The organism is Glutamicibacter bergerei (genome assembly GCF_054495185.1).
On record NZ_CM137131.1, the window covers coordinates 2,318,647 to 2,337,342 of the forward strand.

The window sequence follows — 18,696 nt, forward strand, 5'->3', positions numbered from 1 at the left end:
ATGGAGGGTACTCTCTATACCCCTTGAGAATTGAAGGAACGCGCCTAGTGATCACAATTAGTGACCTGCGTAAGGTCTACCGCCAAGGCAACAATGACGTTGTTGCCCTCGACGGCGTGAGCCTTGAAGTCCCCACCGGGAAAATTCACGGCATTGTTGGACACTCCGGAGCTGGTAAATCCACGCTCGTGCGATGCCTAACTTTGCTTGACCAGCCGACCTCCGGCACCGTTGCTGTCAACGGCAAAGAGCTAACTAACGTCAGCGACGATGAGCTGCGTAATGCCCGTCGTCGTATCGGTATGGTCTTCCAGCATGCGAACTTGTTCGATTCACGTACCACCGAACAAAATATTGCCTACCCACTAGAACTGGTAGGTACTCCCAAGAAAGACGTTGCGAAAAAAGTTTCGGAACTTCTTGAGCTCGTGGGCCTGACACAGTTCGCCAAAGGCTACCCCTCGCAGCTTTCCGGCGGTCAGCGCCAACGCGTAGGCATTGCCCGCGCATTGGCCACCGACCCCGATGTGTTGCTCTGTGACGAGCCGACCAGCGCGTTGGATCCGCAGACCACCAATGAAATTCTTGAACTTGTCAAGGAACTACGCAACCGTCTAAACATCACCGTGTTGATCATTACCCACGAGATGCACGTCGTGAAGCAGGCCTGTGATTCGGTGTCTCTTCTAGAAGCCGGCAAGATCGTTGAACACGGCGACATTGAAGCGGTCATTACCAACCCTTCAGGACGTTTGGCTTCAACGCTACTTCCACTTCCAGGCGACGCTCCACAGGTCGATGGTGCCGGACCGGTGGTAGATCTGCTCTACACCGGAGATCAGGCCACCGAGCCAGTCATCTCAGGAATTGCGCGTAAGTTCAACACCGACGTCAACGTATTAGCAGGCTCCGTTGAACACCTAGGCGATCAGCAGTTTGCACACTTACGCGTGCAGTTTGCCCCTGATGCAGACCTTGGCGCAATCGTCGAATATCTGAAGTCCGCTGGAATCGCAGTAACCGTGAAGGAGGCCAAGTAAGTTATGGATTTCTTCACTGAACTCTTGAACAACCCAGGTATCACCAGGGCTATGTGGCCGGCCACCGTGGAAACGCTGCAGATGGTACTGATTGCCACAGCATTCACCATTGTCATCGGTTTACCACTGGGAATTCTGTTGCATAACACCGGCAAAGGTGGACTGCTACCCATCCGTTGGCTGAACGTGGTGCTCTCCGGCATCATCGTCAACATCACCCGTTCGATTCCGTTCGCCATCTTGATGGTGGCTCTGATTCCCGTAGCCAAGGCCATCACCGGCGAGTCTCTCGGCCCGGTGGCAGCCTCCGTGTCATTGACCATCGGCACGGTTCCCTTCTTCGCTCGGCTTGTTGAAACTGCGTTGCGTGATGTTTCATCCGGCAAGGTTGATGCGGCATTGGTGATGGGATCCACCAAGATGCAGGTTATCCGCAAAGTCTTAGTACCCGAAGCGATGCCAGGTCTTATCGCCGCACTGACTACCACCGTGGTCACGCTCATCGGTTACTCAGCGATGGCCGGACTAGTCGGTGGCGGTGGCCTGGGGCGCCTGGCTTACAACTACGGCTTCCAGCGCTACGACATGGGAATCATGTTGGTCACCATGGTCATCATCCTCATCATGGTCCAGATCGTACAGATTGTTGGCGACATCGTCGCTCGCAAGATCGATCACCGTTAGATAATTTTCCGTCGGTCACCCGACGGGCTTGGTCGGCAGAACTGCCATACCTAACCTCCCCTTTCGTTACCGGCAACGGTTCGTACTCAAAGGAAAACACTCACAATGCGTACAAAGCTCGCACTTGCCATCACTGGTGTCGCTACTCTCTTTGCGGTGACCGCCTGCGGTAGCACCGGATCCACCGAACCCTCGGCGGCACCAAGCCTCGACCCAGCAAACCCTGTCGTCGTCAAGGTCGGCGCTAGCCCGGTCCCGCACTCCCAGATTCTCGAATTCATTGATGAGAACTTGGCTAAGGACGCCGGTATCGACCTGGAAATTCAGGAAATTGATGACTACCAGACACCAAATATTGCTCTGGCCGATGGCACCATCGATGCTAACTACTTCCAGACCGAGGCGTACCTAGCACAGCAGGTTGCTGACAAGGGTTACGAATTCGAACACGGTCAGGGCGTCCACTTGGAGCCACTGACCATTTTCTCGAAGAAGTTCGATAAGCCTGAAGACGTCGCCGACGGCTCATTGGTGCTGTTGAATAACGACCCGGTGAACCAGCTTCGCGGGCTGCGCGTGCTGGAAAGCGCGGGACTGCTTTCGGGACTTACCGACGATGATTCAGCCCTGACGCTTGACGGCGACGATACCAAGAACCCGAAGAAGCTAACTTTCAATGAAGTGAACTCGGAACAGGTTCCAAAGTTCTACGCCGAAGATGACAACATCGGACTGGCAGTGATCAACGGAAACTACATCGTTCAGGCGAAGCTGAATCTGGATGAAGTACTTGCGCAAGAATCATCACAGGACAACCCGAACTCGAACTTCCTGACCTGGCGTGCAGGCGAGGAAACTCCAGCCATTGCCAAGCTTGACGAGCTGCTGCACTCCGAAGAAGTAGCCGCATTCATCAAGAAGACCTGGACCGACGGAAGCGTTATCCCAGCTTCATAAGGACTCCAAAGACCTAAAGTAGCGCTCCTTTGCCCAGCGGGCAGAGGAGCGCTACGTCGTTTAATCTCAAGAATCTGTTGAAGAAGCTGCCTCCCCAGACAAACCAAGGAGTCTGGCTCCGTTCTCCCAAAGCACCGCTCTGAGCCAGGTTCGCCCAAGCCCTAGTCGGGCTAGAGCCTCGATTTGGTGGGCATAGGCATACGGAATATTCGGGTAGTCTGAGCCGAGAATGATCTTGTCCTGCAAGGCCGGTAAACGGTTGATATAGCTATCTGGCATCGGCGCAAATCCATTTGTGAAGTCGGTACCCACCATGGTGGTATCTAAATGTACGCCCACAAATTCCTCGGCTAAATCCGCAAACTCGTGATACTCGGGCATGCCCATATGCGCAATCACCAGCACCAATTCGGGGAATTTCTCCAAGAGCCGGCGGACATGTTGCGGTCCGGTGAAACTACCGTCGAGCGGTGCAGAGCCGGCGTGGATTACGACCGGGATTTGCTCGTGTTCAAGCGCTCTCCACGCTTCATCCAGTTGCACATCATTCGGTGTGAAGCCGCCGACCTGAATGTGGAGCTTAAATAGTTGTGCACCAGCGTCGATGGCTTCTTGGACGTAGTTGCCAACTCCGGGTTCCGGGTAGAAAGTCGCACAGTGCAAGGCCCCGGAGACGCGACTGCTGAAGTCTTGTGCCCATTCATTGAGCCACCTCGCCATGCCTGCCTTATGCGCGTAGGACAACGCGGGAATAGCTACTACCCCGATCTCGCGAAGCCGCTTAATGCGCGACTCTTCGTCCATTCGATACGTAATGGGCCACGGGCGGCCATAACTTTGTTCTGCCTGATCAAAGTACGCCCAGACTTTTTGCAACATTGGTTCTGGGAGGAAATGCACGTGGATATCGGCGAGGCCTGGAATACCGAGATAATCCAAAAATTCGGGGATCTGTTGATCCGTTTTTGGCACCAGATGCTCCGAGACCGCGTCCGTCATAAACCGTTCCTCATGTTTCTTGCAACCATTGATGTTCTAGCCAAGCTATCAAGTTCGGCTCTACAAGTCCTCCGTGAATTCTCCAGGGCATAAAAACCGAGATACCAGCTTCCACATTGTGGAGAGCTAGTACCTCGGTAATTAGGGGGTTATGCCTTGGCAGCAGCGGCGGCCCGCGCAGCCGCTGGAAGTGCTGCGAAGATCTTCTCCATTGCCTCATCATCATGCGCTGCTGAGAGGAACCAAGCTTCGAACACACTTGGTGGCAGGTAAACACCTGAGTCAAGCATCGAGTGGAAGAACGGTGCGTAGCGGAACGCTTCCTGAGCCTGTGCATCTGCGTAGTTATGTACGCCCTTGGCCGAGGTGCCAAACGCTACCGAGAACAACGAACCTGCGCGCTGGATCGAGTGATCCACCCCTGCCTCGTTGAAAGCTTCGCTGAGCTTCGCCTGCAGAGCGGTGGACTGCTTAAGAATGTGAGCGTAGACCTCATCGGTGGCGTGGGTTAGCTGAGCGATGCCGGCAGCCATTGCTACCGGGTTACCCGAGAGCGTGCCAGCCTGATATACCGGGCCCAACGGGGCTAGATAATCCATGACGTCGGAGCGACCACCTAAGGCAGCGGTCGGAAGGCCGCCGCCGATGACTTTACCGAAGGTGTATAGGTCCGCATTCCAGCCTTCGTCCTTGCCGCTCAGACCCCAGTAACCGGAGGATGATGCGCGGAAGCCGGTGAGGACTTCGTCAAGGATCAGCAGTGCGCCGTACTTGGCGGTAGTTTCCTTGAGGAACTTGTTATAACCCGCGTCCGGAGTGACGACGCCCATGTTGCACGGTGCTGATTCGGTGATCACGGCGGCAATATTTGCCCCGTGCTCGGCGAATGCGGCTTCAACCGCTGCGCGGTCGTTGTATGGCAACACGAGGGTTTCGGCAGCGGTGGCCGCGGTGACTCCGGCGGAACCTGGCAGCGCCAAGGTTGCAACGCCTGAGCCGGCATCGGCCAACAGGCTATCGAGGTGGCCGTGGTAGCAACCAGCAAACTTGATGATCAGTTCGCGGCCGGTGAAGCCGCGTGCCAAACGCACCGCGGTCATGGTCGCTTCGGTACCGGTGGAGACCATACGTACCCGGTCTACACCTCCCACTCGATCCTTGATCAGCTTGCCAAGCTTCGCCTCATCCGGGGTTGATGCGCCAAAGGACAGCCCGCGGTCAACGGCTGCGTGAACCGCCGACTGAATCTCGGGGTGAGCGTGACCCAACAACGCTGGACCCCAGGAGCAGACTAGGTCAACATATTCCTTGCCGTCTGCGTCGGTCAGGTAAGCACCCTTAGCGCCGACCATAAATGGTGGTACGCCGCCAACGGAGCCGAAGGCGCGAACTGGCGAGTTCACGCCACCGGGCATTACTTCTTGGGCCTCGGCGAAAAGCCTCTCGGAATTCGACATTTATTTCTTTCCTTCGTTCAACCAGCCGGCAACTTCGGCTGCGTAATAGGTCAAGATCTGTTCGGCGCCCGCACGACGAATCGACAGCAACGACTCCATCACGGAGGCCTTGCGGTCAATCCAACCATTGGCCGCGGCAGCTTCGATCATCGCGTATTCCCCGGAGATCTGGTAAGCGGAGACCGGTACCGGCGACATCTGTGCGATGTCAGAGACGATATCTAGGTAGCTCATGGCTGGTTTCACCATGACCATATCTGCGCCTTCGGCGAGGTCCAGCTCGACCTCCAGCAGTGCCTCGCGGCGGTTCGATGCGTCCATCTGGTAGGTACGGCGATCGCCTTGCAACTGCGAATCGACGGCTTCACGGAACGGTCCGTAGAAGGCGCTAGCGTATTTTGCCGCGTAAGCGAGTACCGCAACATCTTGTTTGCCGGCCTGGTCTAGGGCCTCGCGGATGACGGCGATCTGCCCGTCCATCATTCCCGATGGGCCGAGGATATGCGCGCCGGCTTCAGCCTGCATCACTGCCATTTCGGCATAGATTTCTAGGGTGCGGTCATTGTCCACTGCGCCCTTCTCATCAAGCACGCCGCAGTGTCCATGAGAGGTAAATTCGTCCAAACAGACATCAGACATGATCACTAATTCGTCGCCAACTTCTTCGCGAACAGCGGCGATGCCCCTATTCAAAATTCCTTTCGGATCGATCCCGGCGCTGCCGGTCTCGTCCCGATGCTCTGGGATACCAAAGAGCATTATGCCGCCCAAGCCACGCTGCGCTGCATCCGCCGCGGTAGCCTTGAGCGAATCCATGGTGTGTTGCATGACGCCAGGCATGGAGGTGATCGGGTTCGGCTCGGTGAGTCCCTCACGGACAAAGGCAGGCAGGATCAGCTGTCGCGAGGAGAGCTCAAATTCTGCCACGAGTCGACGAACTGCAGGATTCTGCCGGAGTCGGCGAGGTCGGTGCTGAGGGAAACCCATGTCACTTCTTTCTAGAATTGATGATTCACTTTTTGATTAGTTCTTGGGCCGCTAAGGCCAGACCCCTGGGTGTTGGTTCACTAGCAATCGCGTCCACTGGTAACCCTGCTTGTCGCAGGGCCTGCGCGGTTGGCTGGCCAATGGCAATGTTTTGCACCCGTTCGACCAGCGTGTCACCGGTCAGTTCAACAAAACGCCGCACGATACTTGGTGCGCTGAAAACCACTAGGTCAAATCGGTCGAGATTCCCGGCGATCTCCCATGGTGCAAGCACTTGCGCTGCGGCTGGCACCTCGCTGCTGCGTAATGGGACTGCTCCACTCGGTGCGTCAACGGTCTGGTAGGCCACAACCTCATCGAGCCGATGGCCGGTCAGCCCTGTCGCAAGAGTTGAGCTGGCAAGATCTCCATGTGGATAGAAGATTTTCTGTCCTGGGTCCAAGTGCCATTGCTCCACCATTCCGGCCGCAGATTGATCCGTGGGCACAAAATCGGAGACAACGCCCATACGCTCTTTGGCTACCGCAGCGGTTTTTGTTCCAACCGACGCAACCTTCAGCCCGTCTGGAAGTGCTTCTCCGTCGAGGATCGTAGCGATGACTTCAACAGTATTCACCGAAGTGAGCACCAGCCACTGATACTCCCCGGCGACTAACGATTGAATCGAGCGACGCAATTCGCTCAGATCCTGCGGCCAGACGGTTTCGATCAGCTGGGCAGAGAAACATTCAATGCCCAGCTTCTCGAATTCCCGCACGGTGGCGGCGGCTCGCGCCGCCTCGCGCAAGATGAGTGCCTGGTGGCTCATGTGACCGCTTAGACCAAACCCGCGACAACCGCGGCGCCGTCGGCGATCATCGATTCGGCGAGGCTACGTCCAAGTTCTTGGGCGGCTTGCACTGAAAGCCCGTTGCTTTGAGCGCTACGGCGCATGGTTTCGGAACCGTCCGGGTTACAGGCGACAGCTTCCAAGATCAGTGTCTGTCCCTCCACCCGAGCCAGTGCACCAATCGGCGCTGCGCACCCTGCCTCCAAGGCAGCCAACAGTGCGCGTTCGGCTTCGACCTGCATACGTGTTGGCAGGTGGTCCAAATCCGCCAGTGCCTGATCCAAGGCTGGATGGTCCGAACCGGTGCTGCGCACTTCTAAGGCGAGCGCACCTTGCCCCGGGGCTGGCAACATGATCTGCGGGTCCAGATATTCGGTGATGTGCTTGTCCAAACCCAACCGGCGCATCCCGGCCGCAGCCAAAATCACCGCGTCCAGATCGCCCTGCACACTTCGCCCTACACTGCCATCATCATGGGTATCTCCGATCCCCTTGACCCGACCAAGTCGGGTGGGGACGTTGCCACGAATATCAACGATTTGGAAGTCTTGACGGAAAGCCAAGAGCTGGGCCGCACGGCGTGGTGACCCAGTACCGATTTTTGCCCCTTCGGGCAGCTCGGAAAGTTTCAGACCATCACGGGCGCATAGTGCGTCACGCACGTCTTCACGTTCTGGAATGGCCGCCAACACCAATCCTTCAGGCTGCTTGGTGGGCAGATCCTTCAAGGAATGCACCGCCAAATCGCATCCGGAATCTAGCAGATGCTGACGCAGTGCGGCAGCGAAGACTCCGGTTCCGCCCAGTTGTGACAGTGGGCCAGTGATCACGTCTCCTTCGGTCTTCACCAAAATGGTTTCAACCTCTAGCCCGGAAGACTGTGCCAATCGTTTAGCTGCCCAACCGGTTTGTGTAGTCGCAAGCGCGCTTCCGCGCGTTCCTACACGAAATGTCTCGCTCATGGCGCAGGCACCCCCACTTCTGAATCGACACCTGCGATGGTAGGACGCAAGGTTCCATCCAGCGCGCGCTTTTCACAACAATTCGGACGGCACACATCAAACCATGGTCCGCCCGCCACCACGCTAATCCGTCCGTCGCGCAAAGCTTCGCCGTTGGCATCGGCCAAACGCTCCTCGACCAGATCCACCAGCCCAGAAACGAAGGCATGGTGCGTGCCAGGAGTCGCAGCCCGACTAAAGGCAAGGCCAAGCTGTGCACAGCTGTCCTTCGCTTCAGTGTCTAAGTCCCAGAGCACTTCCATGTGATCGGAAATGAACCCAATGGGCACCACCACAACGCCTGCTACTCCGGCGTCCGCATCGGCTTGAAGTGCATCATTAATGTCTGGTTCTAGCCAAGGCACGTGTGGTGCACCGGAACGCGACTGGTACACCAGGCTGTGTTCCAGGCCCTGTGCTTCGGGTACGTTGGCCAAAATATGTTCTGCTACTGCACGGTGCTGCGCGGTGTAAAGATTCTCGCTCGCCGTGGCACGTAACTGCGCCGGGCCAGCCGCGTTAGCGTCCGACATCGGGATCGAGTGAGTCACAAAGACGATCTTGATCTTGGCGTCGTTTTGGTTCTTTGCGCTCAGTTGCGCACGAACCTCGGCTAACGAAGTGCTTAGTCCCTCGATAAACGGCTGCACGAAGGCGGGCGTATCAAAGAACTGACGCAACTTATCAACTTCGAGCACACCTTCCAGGCCGGTCTCGCGTAAGCCCATACCCAAATCTTCGCGGTACTGGCGGCACGCCGAATACCCGGTATAGGCACCGGTGCCCATCAATAGCACCTTGCGATGCCCGTCGGCTGCTATATTCTTCAGCGTGTCATTGACGAACGGGTGCCAGTTGCGGTTGCCCCAGTACACCGGAATATTGATATCACGCGCCGCCAGCTCGGCTTCCAACGCGGCAAGTAATGCACGGTTCTGGCCGTTGATCGGCGAAACCCCACCGTTTTTGCGATAGTGCACCGCGACTTCTTCCAGGCGTTCGTCGGGGATCCCACGGCCTGCGGTGACGTTGCGCAGGAACGGGATCACATCGTCTTGGCCTTCGGGACCTCCAAAAGAGGACAGCAGGATCGCGTCATAGGCTTTAGGGACCATTTGACCGTTGGCGTCGTAGCCGGTGCGTGGATCGAAATCCTGGGTCACTTCAAGACCTCGATGGCCTCGGCGGCCGAGATCCGGCGTCCGGTGTAGAACGGCGTCTCTTCGCTGACGTGGTGGCGCGCTTCGGTGTAACGCAAGTGACGCATCATATCGACCAGGTCGATCATGTCATCGGCTTCCAAGCAGATCTGCCACTCGAAGTCGCTGAAGGAGAACGCTGCCACGGTATTAGCCAGCACGTTAGGGAATTCGCGTCCAAGCATGCCGTGATCGCGCAGCATCTTGCCGCGTGCCGCAGGGTCCATGGTGTACCAGTCGTGGGAGCGGACGAATGGGTAAACGGTCATCCACCCCTTCGGATCCACACCGCGGGAGAAGGCCGGCGAGTGGTCCTTGGAGAATTCGGCTTCGCGGTGCACGGCCATCGTGGAGTACACAATTTCCGTGCCAGCAAGTAACGCACTGCGACGGACCTTGCGCATCGATGCCTGCAACAGTTCAGCTGCCGGACCATGCATCCAGACCATAATGTCGGCTTCTTCGCGCATCATCGATACATCGTAGATGCCGCGAACGACCGCACCGGCCTCGGCGAGTTCCGCGATGAGCGAGTCAAACCCGGTGGCCTCAGCCGCGCCCAGTTCCACCTTGGCGGAACGCTTGAACACGGTCCACAGGGTGTAGAACATGGTCGGGTTTTCCCCGGCGGCCTCACGGTCTCGCATGACCGGCGAATTATGCTGTGGTACGTAGCTCACTGAGGTTTTCTCCTTGATCATCTGATCTAACTTAAACGGTTATCTCGAAAATTAGCGGGCGCTAATGGCAACGCTGCGGCGTGTGTGGCCGATGACTCTGGCCAACCCGGTGCCGGCAAGCCATGCGCCCACCACATCCAACCCATCAAAATCTTGTACTGCGTCCTGGAGCTGAGCACGGCGTGCGCTAGCTTCCTCGCCCTGCAACGGGACCATGTCGTTGAAACGCGAAATAGCGCTACCCACCACATCATCCTGGTTTAATTGAACACCTAAAATCTTTGAAGCATCTTTGATGGCCTGCTCAAGCAATGCTTGTGTATCGCCTGATTCAACGATTGGCTCATGTTGTCCGATACGCCCAAAGGACAGGCGAACCACATGAGTTCCTGGCCCTGACTGTTCGGCGAGCCAAGGCCATTTGGCGCTGGCGTGAGTCAGCGCCTTGGCGACAACAGGCGCGTTCTGCGCTACTAATGCGCCTGACCCTCGCGGTGCCTCATCAAGTTCTGGCTTATCGACCACCAGCACTACCAAGGCGACGGAGTTCGACACTGCCTCGGAGCTGATGCGTTTGGAGTCTTCAAACATCGGGTTGAGCAGATTCAGCGCCGCTTGCGCTTCGGTAGCGATGACCACCCGGTCTGCGGTTAGTTCTTGGCCTAGGCTGTGCACCGTGTAGGGGTGCTGTGCTTGGGGATCATGATCGATTTTGGTGACCGGAGAATTCGCTACCAGCGCCACTGATGCTGCGGTCAGCTGTTCGGTGAGCGTGGTGACCAGCGTGTACATGCCACCGTCTAGGCCAGCTACTCGCGAACCTGCCGGTGCATCACCTTGGAGTTTGGCTACCGCTTTAGCCAACGAGCCGGTCTCTTGCATGGCGGCGCGGAGCCCCGGTGCGGCAGCGTCGATGTCGATGCGCGCCGGATCCGTGGAGTACACGCCGTTGATCACTGGGGCGACTAAGGCATCAAGGACGCCCTGCCCCATCCGGTTGCGGACAACCTCGGCCAGTGAGAGTTTTTCTGTGGCCCATTTTTTGGGCATGGGAGTGACTAGATCTGCCGCGGCGCGCACGGTGGCGGCGCGGCCGATGATGCGTCGCACGTCGTCGTTGCGCACCTGTGCTGGGATCCCCATCAATGAAGTGGCAGGCAAGGGATTAGCTACTAGGTTCTCACCTTCGCCCTGAATCAGCCAGGCATCGACACCGGTAGTTGGCGTGATCTTCTCGCCGAGGTCTAGCTCGTCGAGGTAGGAGACCACCGTGCCACCGCGCACCGCGAAGGACTCGGCGCCTGCATCTATCTCCAAACCGGCAACGTCTACTCGGCGCACACATCCACCAAAGCTTGAAGCGGCTTCAAGGACGGTGACCCGGTATCCGGTCTGGCGTAGTTCGCGGGCGGCAACTAGACCGGCGATGCCGCCACCGACCACGATGGCGTGTGGTGTTTGTGGATCGGTGACCCGATCTTTTGCGGTGCGGGATTCGGCCGCGGAACGTACCTTTTCCAGTAGCCGCAGTGCATGGGCCGCCGTGTCTGAGGCGAGGTCGCGCCGTGCCTTAGTTGCTGAACGCTCGCTTGGTTTTTCTGACGCCGGGGAGTTGCGCTGATTCCTGGTCATATACGCTGCACCTTCCACATTCACCTCGATGTTCGCCTTGTTTCTGACTGCGCCGAGATTACCGGCGCAGTCAGAAAACAGGGAGATCTGTCTATAACATCTAGCTTAGTCCTGCGTGGTTAGAGCGAATGAATGAGTTCAACCACACGAGTGAGTACCGTCGGGTCGGTGGTCGGCGGCACACCGTGACCAAGGTTGACCACATGGCCACGTGCCTTCGCACCGCTGGCGACCACCTGACGAACATGCGCTTCAAGCACGTCCCAAGGAGCAGAGAGCAACGCAGGGTCAATATTTCCCTGAACCGAGACGCTCTGGCCTAGGCGTTCAATGGCGGTTTCCAAAGGAATCCGGTAGTCCACACCGACGGTATCAACGCCCGAATCACGCATTGCCGTGAGCAATTCACCGGTTCCGGTACCAAAGTGAATCAATGGCACCCCGGTGTCACGCACGAAGTCCAACGCACGCGAGGAGTATGGGGCGACAAACTTCTGGTAATCAGGCAGGGACAGGGAACCGGCCCACGAGTCAAAGAGCTGTGCGGCTGAAGCGCCGGCTTCAACCTGCGCACGGAGGAACTTGCCTGAAGCGTCTGCGGCCCAGTTCATCAGCTTGTCCCAGACTTCTGGTTCGGAATGCATCATGGTGCGTGGACCTAGGTGGTCGCGGCTTGGCTTGCCCTCAACCATGTAGGCGGCCACGGTGAATGGGGCGCCGGCGAAGCCGATCAGCGGGGTGTTGCCCAGTTCTGCGACGGTCAAGGCCACCGCTTCACGGATTGGGTCTAACGACTCATCGGTGAGTTCTGGCAGGTTATCTACGTCCTCGGCGGTGCGGATTGCCTTGTCCAAGACCGGGCCAACACCGGGCACGATATCCACGCCAACGCCTGCAAGGCGCAAGGGAATCACAATGTCGGAGAAGAAGATGCCCGCGTCGACCTTGTGGCGGCGTACTGGCTGCAGCGTAATTTCGCTGGCCATCGCCGGGTCTAGGCAGGAATCGAGCATGCTCACACCTTCGCGGAGCTTGAGGTATTCAGGCAGTGAACGCCCTGCTTGGCGCATGAACCACACCGGGTGGTGGCTCGGGGTGCGCCCAGTCAAAGCCTGGATCAAAGCGGAATCGGAGGTACGTCCATCAACGAAGGGATGGTTCTGCGACAGAGTCATGTGTCAATCATGCCAACTCTGGAGCGCAAAAGGCCATTTACTCCGTTCACCGACAGATGAAGGTGAGCAACATAACTGCGTGAAAATACGTGATCTTAGGTTCGCCTGCGTTGTTTGGGCCCCTATTTCGGCCTACTCTGGGGACATTGTGGTTTTCTTATCTCTTGTTGCATCGCATTCACAGCTCGATTTGGAGACCGTGGCACAACTTAGCGCCTCGGCCAACGGGCTAGCCGCCGCCTCTACCAATGGGTCGGCGGTGATTAATGGAGCCGTCGTCTTGGCGACGTGCAACCGTTTTGAGGTTTACGCCGACGTGGAAAACGTCGAAGAAGCAACCGAGCAGTTAGTCAACGAATTGGCTGCGAATACCGAACTGTCGGCAGATTTCCTCACTCGACGACTGACCGCGCTAGAAGGCGAACCGGTGATCAACCATCTCTTCTCGGTGGGAGCCGGACTTGATAGTGCTGTTGTCGGAGAACGCGAAATCGCCGGTCAGGTCCGCCGTGCCCTGACCCAGGCGCAGCAAGAAAAAACCACCACCAGCAACCTCACCCGACTATTCCAGAACGCCACGCGCGCTGCGAAGGATGTTGGAAGTCGGACGCAACTTGGTTCACAAGGCAAGTCGGTCGTTTCGGTCGCTTTAGACCTCGCCGAAGAATTGATGAACGAAAACCGTAGCTGGGAAGACCAAGACATTGTCTTGTTCGGTACCGGCTCCTACGCCGGCGCAACGATCGCATTGCTCAAGGAACGTGGCGTGAAGCGCATTAGCGTCTACTCGCACTCGGGACGCGCCGCCGATTTCACCGACAAGCGTGGCGGTTTCCCGTTGAGCAACGAACAGTTGCCACAGGCTCTGCGTGAATCAGATGTCATCATCGGTTGTTCCGGTGGCGGAAATCGCTTGGATAGTGCGGCACTGACCGAACTGCGCGTTAAGGGCCATTCGCTGATCGCCATCGATATGGCGCTCACCAACGACTTTGACCCGGCCTTGGCTCAGCTCGACGGCGTGGATCTGATCACCCTCGAATCGGTGCGCATGGCCGCGCCGACCGAACAGGCACTGGCCGTGCATGACGCGACCAGGATTGTGACCCAGGCTGCCAGGGAGTTCTCCGTCTCCCAGCGCGAACGCGAAGCCGATCATGCAATCGTCGCTTTGCGTGCACACACTAAAACCGTTCTCGACTCCGAGGTAGCTAAGGTACGTGCCCAGCACGGTTGTACCGCCGCTGCCGAAGAAGTTGAATTGGCTATGCGTCGGATGATGCGCCAGCTGCTCCATGTCCCCACCATGCGTGCACGGGAGTTGGCGGCCCAAGGCCGTACCGACGAATATGTTGCTGCTCTAGAGACTCTCTACGGCCTTGACCTGAGCGAGCCGCTAGGCAATACCGCCCCGCTCAGCACCACTGCACCGCAATCCCCTGCGGCTGAAGATGTCAGCTGTCCTGCAGTACCCGTCGCACAAAGCGCATAAGCGCAACAGACACCCTGCGTTTACCGGCGCTTTTTTCCTCGCAACGTGGAATACTACTTGCTAGTAGGAGCTGGTTTTACGTGCGGAAAACTCGCATGTGGCTTTGGCACACGGCAGGTTGAAAGGTCAAAATTATGGCGGAACTTGGGGAAATCAAAAGTCCACGCACGCAACGAATGCCACGCGAAGCGCGCCGTCGCCAGTTACTCCAAGCAGCTCATCAAGTCTTCGTAGCCCATGGTTATCATGGAGCCTCAATGGATGAGATTGCCGAAGTTGCACTGGTTTCCAAACCAGTTCTTTACCAGCATTTTCCCGGTAAGCGCGAACTGTACCTAGCCCTCCTGGATTCGCATCTGGCAGATTTCACGAAGATGCTCGACGATGCCATCGCCTCAACCGACGATAACCGGCAACGTGTCTTCGAGACTATTAATACCTATTACCAATACATCAAGCGTGAGTCCCAGGCATATCGGCTCATTTTTGAATCAGACGTACTTTCAGATCCGCTCATTTCGGCACGTATCGAAGAGTTCAATAACGCTCTGGCTGTTTCCATTTCGAAGGTCGTCGTTAAAGACACCGACCTGAATGAAGATGAAGGATTATTGATTGGTCGCGCGCTAGCCGGACTGTCACAGGTTTCCGCACGTTACTGGGCCACCAGCGACGAACCGGTTGATCAAGAAACCGCGGTGGATCTGATCTCACGTTTAGCTTGGCGCGGAATTTCACGGTTCCCGAAGGAAAACTAGTTAGATTTGTTTTAGAGGCCCCCAGACGGGACTCGTAATTCTTTCGAGAGGATCATTGACAATCATGGAAATCCGGATTGGCATTCAGAATGTAGCCCGTGAAGTCGTACTCGAATCCGAGCTGAGCAACGCCGAAGTGAATGAGCTCGTCTCCAAGGCGATCTCCGAGGGCAGCGTGCTCTCGATGAAGGATCCTAAGGGCCGTGAGGTGCTAGTTCCAGCAGCCGGAATCGCCTATGTCGAGGTTGGTCCCGAAGAGACCCGTCGCGTGGGTTTCGCCCACTAGATAATCTTTAGCTTCACCCTTCGTGGTCGTTCCAATATTTTGGGACGGCCACGAGGCGTTTAAGCGTGCTTCACATCACAGATCTGTGATAATCCTAGATATGTGACTAATCCACGGATCCATAGCCCTCGCAAACATGCCGCCGCTAACCTGGACGAGCTACTGCTCGCACTGGAAAAGGAACTCGAAGTTCCCGCGCACTTTGACCAAGCCGCGTTAGCCGCCGCCGAGGAAGCGGTGGCCAACTTAGCTCCTGCGCCTAATGACGATTCGGCACTCCCATTTTTCACCATTGATCCTGAGGGCGCCACCGATCTGGATCAAGCGATGTACCTTGAACGCGCCAGCGAAGGTTACGTGGTGAACTACGCTATCGCCGATGTTCCGGCGTTTGTGCAATTGGGCAGCAAACTCGATGAAGTCACCAGATCACGCGGCCAGACTTTTTACCTACCGCACCGCAAGATCAGCCTGCATCCACCGTTGATCTCTGAAGGTCAAGGTTCGTTGCTTGCCGGACAGGTACGCCGAGCCTTCTTGTGGCGCATCACCTTGGATCGCAGCGGCGCGATAACCGACGTGCAGCTAACCCGCACCATGATCAAATCCCGCGAACAACTCGATTACCACACGGCCCAACAAAAGCTAGACGATTCCCAGGGCGGCGAGCAGTTAGAACTGCTGGCAGAAATTGGCGCACTGCGCATCGAACAGGAACGCCTGCGTGGCGGTGCGTCATTGAACCTTCCAGATCAAGAAGTCGAACCGGAGACCAACGGTTACAAACTCGTCAGCGGTCACCCCTTGCCGCTGGAAGATTACAACGCGCAAATTTCCTTGCTCACCGGAATTGCCGCCGCACGCATCATGCTTGATCACGGCACCGGAATCTTGCGCACCATGCCCGCGCCAGATGAAAAAGATCTTGCCGAGTTTACCGAGCAGACCCGCCTACTTGGCTGCCCTTGGGACCAAAAACTCAGCTACGGCGAGTACCTGCGCACCCTAGACGTTAACGATCCGCGGCAGCTGGTCATTATGCACCGGGCAGCATCACTATTTCGCGGAGCCGACTACGACGTGATCAACGGCCAAGCCGAAGCGGACTTGGAGCAGGCAGCAATTGCAGCACCCTACGCACACACCACCGCGCCATTGCGCCGATTAGTGGATCGCTTCGTCTTGCTGTGTTGTGATTTACAGGCAAATAATCACCCAATTCCCGAGGAGCTCAACGAAGCCTTGGAACAGCTGCCAGGATTGATGCGTGAAAGCTCCATCGCGGCAAACAGAGTCTCCAACGCGGCCATCGATCTGATCGAAGCGTATGTACTGCAGCACCGTATCGGGGAAAAATTTGAGGCAATTGTTCTTCGCGAAGCCACCGGCACACACAATGGCGATCCCGAGCAGGGCGAGGCAAAAAGCCGCCCGGGCAATTTGCAGCTGGTCAGCGAACCGATCACCGGACAGTTCACCGGCAGCGCCAAGCCAGGCACCTTAGTGACCGTGGTGCTGCGCCTTGCCGATCCGGCCACACGCAAGATCATGTTCGACATTCTGCCCTAGACCCGCCAACCTACGGGAAACCGGTGTATACCGGCTATGCTTGGGCTATCACTATTTAGGATGCCCGGTCGCACCGTGCTGAACGACGAGAACAGTTTCGTGGTGACTTCCCAGCGGTCACCATCCCGACATCCGCCCTTGATGGCAGATGACGTGTATGACGCGATCGGCTCCGCTGGAACCGCACCGGTAAGGTGAGCGCCCCCTGAACGTTCAGGGCTGGCAACACACATGCCGGTGCCACAAATGAAACGAGAACACACACATCGTGACCGACACGACGCTATCGACCGAACAGGTCGAACTCCCCGAACCAATCGATACCGCCGAGGTTGAATTACCTAAGCAGACCTTCTCCGAGCTCAAGGTCCGCGACGACATCGTCGCTTCGCTGCTCGAAGCCGGTATTGAGTATCCATTCCCGATCCAGGCGCTCACCCTTCCGGTAGCCCTCGGCGGCAACGACATTATCGGCCAGGCTAAGACCGGTACCGGTAAAACCCTCGGCTTTGGTATTCCAGCTTTGCAGCGTGTCATCCGCGAAGGCGACAAGGGTTATGCCGACCTGCCATTCCCCGGTGCACCACAGGCACTGATCGTTGCTCCAACCCGCGAGTTGGCCATCCAGGTCGGCGCCGATTTGGCTCAGGCTTCGAAGCACTCGAACATTTCGATCACCACCATTTACGGTGGCCGCCCCTACGAAGAGCAGATCAACGCGCTTAAGGCCGGCACCGACGTGATCGTCGGTACCCCGGGTCGGCTCATCGACCTGAACCGCCAGCGTGTGCTGAACCTCAAGCAGATTAAGACCGTGGTCCTCGACGAGGCCGACGAGATGCTAGATCTAGGCTTCCTGCCAGATGTGGAACGCATCTTGGCCGCCTTGCCACCGGTACGCCAGGCAATGCTGTTCTCCGCCACCATGCCCGGCGCCGTCATCACCATGGCACGGCGTTACATGTCGCGTCCCACCCACATTCGTGCCACCGATCCCGGGGATGATGATTCGCTGACCAAACGCAACATCCGCCAGCTGGTCTACCGCGCACACAACCTGGACAAAGATGAGATGGTCGCCCGTATGCTGCAGGCCGAAGGCCGCGGCAAGACGATCATTTTCACGCAGACCAAGCGTTCAGCTGCGAAGCTCACCGACGAACTGATCGATCGCGGCTTTAACGCGGGTGCATTGCACGGCGACTTGGGCCAGGGAGCCCGCGAGCAGTCGCTGAAGGCTTTCCGCGCAGGCAAGGTAGAAATCCTTGTCGCCACCGACGTCGCAGCCCGCGGCATCGACGTGGATGACGTCACCCACGTGGTCAACCTGCAGTGCCCTGATGATGAGAAGACCTACCTGCACCGCGTGGGACGTACCGGCCGTGCCGGTAACGACGGCATCGCCGTCACCTTCGTGGACTGGGATTCGGTACCTCGCTGGTCGTTGATCAACAAGGCGCTGGGCCTGAACGTCCCAGAACCAGTGGAGACCTACTCCTCTTCGCCACACTTCTTTGCCGACCTGGATATTCCTAAGGGAACCAAGGGCCGTTTGCAGCGTGCCAAGAAGACCGCACCAGCAGAGGGTGACGGCTCACCACGTCGCGAACGCAGTGACCGTGGCGAGCGCAGCAGCGAGCGCAGCCCGCGTCGTCGTAGCAGTGGTAACCGCAGCCGTACGCGCACCGTAGAAGGTCAGCAGCCGGCAGAAGATGGCGCTAACCGTCATGGCCATTCCAAGGGCAAGCAAGACCGTCCGGCTCGTGAAGGCGAACGCCACCGCCACACCAATCAGCCTGAGAGCCAGCCGACCGATGGTGCAGGCTCCGAGCAGTCGGCTAACGAACGTCGTCGACCACGCCGCCGCACGCGCAGCACCGAAGGTGGAACGCAGGACTAATAGGTTCTTAGTTTCTCTTCTTCTTCCGAAAGGATCGCGTACCTACGGTGC

The 18,696-nt window shown here is 57.5% G+C and carries 17 protein-coding genes; 8 read left to right on the forward strand and 9 right to left on the reverse strand.

All coding sequences use genetic code 11. The features are described from left to right. Window positions 1-47 precede the first annotated feature (47 nt). From ACX5K5_RS10655 to ACX5K5_RS10665, 3 genes are all read left to right on the forward strand, one after another. On the forward strand, window positions 48-1,040 hold the full coding sequence (locus ACX5K5_RS10655; protein ID WP_096256013.1) for a methionine ABC transporter ATP-binding protein: 993 nt from the start codon (window positions 48-50) through the stop codon (window positions 1,038-1,040). A 3-nt stretch (window positions 1,041-1,043) separates the two neighbouring features. Continuing rightward, entirely contained in the window at window positions 1,044-1,724 is a 681-nt protein-coding gene (locus ACX5K5_RS10660; RefSeq protein WP_096256011.1) for a methionine ABC transporter permease, read from the forward strand. 105 nt (window positions 1,725-1,829) lie between these two features. After that, entirely contained in the window at window positions 1,830-2,681 is an 852-nt protein-coding gene (locus ACX5K5_RS10665; protein WP_188687004.1) for a MetQ/NlpA family ABC transporter substrate-binding protein, read from the forward strand. 66 nt (window positions 2,682-2,747) lie between these two features. Here the strand turns inward: ACX5K5_RS10665 and ACX5K5_RS10670 are convergent, their stop codons facing one another. The 9 genes from ACX5K5_RS10670 to hemE form a co-directional block, all read right to left on the reverse strand. After that, entirely contained in the window at window positions 2,748-3,680 is a 933-nt protein-coding gene (locus tag ACX5K5_RS10670; protein WP_096256008.1) for an amidohydrolase family protein, read from the reverse strand. A 149-nt stretch (window positions 3,681-3,829) separates the two neighbouring features. After that, window positions 3,830-5,137 (reverse strand): glutamate-1-semialdehyde 2,1-aminomutase, encoded by a 1,308-nt coding sequence (gene hemL / locus ACX5K5_RS10675; protein ID WP_188687001.1) that lies wholly within the window; start codon window positions 5,135-5,137, stop codon window positions 3,830-3,832. Beyond that, window positions 5,138-6,124 (reverse strand): porphobilinogen synthase, encoded by a 987-nt coding sequence (gene hemB, locus ACX5K5_RS10680; RefSeq protein WP_096256004.1) that lies wholly within the window; start codon window positions 6,122-6,124, stop codon window positions 5,138-5,140. Between the two features lie 25 nt (window positions 6,125-6,149). Then, window positions 6,150-6,932 carry a uroporphyrinogen-III synthase gene (locus ACX5K5_RS10685; RefSeq protein ID WP_459174369.1) on the reverse strand — a complete coding sequence of 261 codons (783 nt, stop codon included), beginning with the start codon at window positions 6,930-6,932 and terminating at the stop codon, window positions 6,150-6,152. 8 nt (window positions 6,933-6,940) lie between these two features. Beyond that, complete coding sequence (gene hemC / locus ACX5K5_RS10690) at window positions 6,941-7,915, reverse strand: hydroxymethylbilane synthase (RefSeq protein WP_096256001.1); 975 nt, start codon at window positions 7,913-7,915, stop codon at window positions 6,941-6,943. After that, window positions 7,912-9,117, reverse strand: a complete 1,206-nt coding sequence (locus ACX5K5_RS10695; RefSeq protein ID WP_441663913.1) for a ferrochelatase — start codon at window positions 9,115-9,117, stop codon at window positions 7,912-7,914. Before ACX5K5_RS10695 ends, hemC begins: the two co-directional genes overlap by 4 nt. After that, a complete protein-coding gene (hemQ, locus tag ACX5K5_RS10700) occupies window positions 9,114-9,800 on the reverse strand; it encodes a hydrogen peroxide-dependent heme synthase (protein WP_096256045.1) in 687 nt (228 codons plus the stop codon). Before hemQ ends, ACX5K5_RS10695 begins: the two co-directional genes overlap by 4 nt. 84 nt (window positions 9,801-9,884) lie before the next feature. Beyond that, window positions 9,885-11,465, reverse strand: coding sequence for a protoporphyrinogen oxidase (hemG, locus tag ACX5K5_RS10705; protein ID WP_459174370.1), 1,581 nt, complete (start codon window positions 11,463-11,465; stop codon window positions 9,885-9,887). A 119-nt stretch (window positions 11,466-11,584) separates the two neighbouring features. Next, window positions 11,585-12,640, reverse strand: a complete 1,056-nt coding sequence (hemE, locus tag ACX5K5_RS10710; protein WP_188686994.1) for a uroporphyrinogen decarboxylase — start codon at window positions 12,638-12,640, stop codon at window positions 11,585-11,587. A 148-nt stretch (window positions 12,641-12,788) separates the two neighbouring features. Here hemE and ACX5K5_RS10715 point away from each other — a divergent pair, with 148 nt between their 5' ends. From ACX5K5_RS10715 to ACX5K5_RS10735, 5 genes are all read left to right on the forward strand, one after another. Then, window positions 12,789-14,132, forward strand: a complete 1,344-nt coding sequence (locus ACX5K5_RS10715) for a glutamyl-tRNA reductase (protein WP_188687058.1) — start codon at window positions 12,789-12,791, stop codon at window positions 14,130-14,132. Between the two features lie 134 nt (window positions 14,133-14,266). Next, the gene (locus ACX5K5_RS10720; RefSeq protein WP_096255995.1) at window positions 14,267-14,890 is read left to right on the forward strand and encodes a TetR/AcrR family transcriptional regulator; all 624 of its coding nucleotides are present in this window, start codon (window positions 14,267-14,269) and stop codon (window positions 14,888-14,890) included. Window positions 14,891-14,954: 64 nt separating this feature from the next. Continuing rightward, on the forward strand, window positions 14,955-15,176 hold the full coding sequence (locus ACX5K5_RS10725) for a DUF3107 domain-containing protein (protein ID WP_096255993.1): 222 nt from the start codon (window positions 14,955-14,957) through the stop codon (window positions 15,174-15,176). Between the two features lie 102 nt (window positions 15,177-15,278). Beyond that, the gene (locus ACX5K5_RS10730) at window positions 15,279-16,745 is read left to right on the forward strand and encodes an RNB domain-containing ribonuclease (protein ID WP_229677184.1); all 1,467 of its coding nucleotides are present in this window, start codon (window positions 15,279-15,281) and stop codon (window positions 16,743-16,745) included. 268 nt (window positions 16,746-17,013) lie between these two features. Further along, the gene (locus tag ACX5K5_RS10735; RefSeq protein WP_188686989.1) at window positions 17,014-18,645 is read left to right on the forward strand and encodes a DEAD/DEAH box helicase; all 1,632 of its coding nucleotides are present in this window, start codon (window positions 17,014-17,016) and stop codon (window positions 18,643-18,645) included. Window positions 18,646-18,696: the final 51 nt, after the last annotated feature.

Excerpts from the sequence above, each read along its gene's own strand:
- hemC (WP_096256001.1), bottom strand. The coding sequence starts at position 7,915 with ATGAGCGAGACATTTCGTGTAGGAACGCGCGGAAGCGCGCTTGCGACT.
- ACX5K5_RS10660 (WP_096256011.1), top strand. The coding sequence starts at position 1,044 with ATGGATTTCTTCACTGAACTCTTGAACAACCCAGGTATCACCAGGGCT.
- ACX5K5_RS10720 (WP_096255995.1), top strand. The coding sequence starts at position 14,267 with ATGGCGGAACTTGGGGAAATCAAAAGTCCACGCACGCAACGAATGCCA.
- hemQ (WP_096256045.1), bottom strand. The coding sequence starts at position 9,800 with ATGCGAGACCGTGAGGCCGCCGGGGAAAACCCGACCATGTTCTACACC.
- hemG (WP_459174370.1), bottom strand. The coding sequence starts at position 11,465 with ATGACCAGGAATCAGCGCAACTCCCCGGCGTCAGAAAAACCAAGCGAG.
- hemL (WP_188687001.1), bottom strand. The coding sequence starts at position 5,137 with ATGTCGAATTCCGAGAGGCTTTTCGCCGAGGCCCAAGAAGTAATGCCC.
- hemE (WP_188686994.1), bottom strand. The coding sequence starts at position 12,640 with ATGACTCTGTCGCAGAACCATCCCTTCGTTGATGGACGTACCTCCGAT.
- ACX5K5_RS10725 (WP_096255993.1), top strand. The coding sequence starts at position 14,955 with ATGGAAATCCGGATTGGCATTCAGAATGTAGCCCGTGAAGTCGTACTC.
- ACX5K5_RS10685 (WP_459174369.1), bottom strand. The coding sequence starts at position 6,932 with ATGAGCCACCAGGCACTCATCTTGCGCGAGGCGGCGCGAGCCGCCGCC.
- hemB (WP_096256004.1), bottom strand. The coding sequence starts at position 6,124 with ATGGGTTTCCCTCAGCACCGACCTCGCCGACTCCGGCAGAATCCTGCA.
- ACX5K5_RS10670 (WP_096256008.1), bottom strand. The coding sequence starts at position 3,680 with ATGACGGACGCGGTCTCGGAGCATCTGGTGCCAAAAACGGATCAACAG.
- ACX5K5_RS10665 (WP_188687004.1), top strand. The coding sequence starts at position 1,830 with ATGCGTACAAAGCTCGCACTTGCCATCACTGGTGTCGCTACTCTCTTT.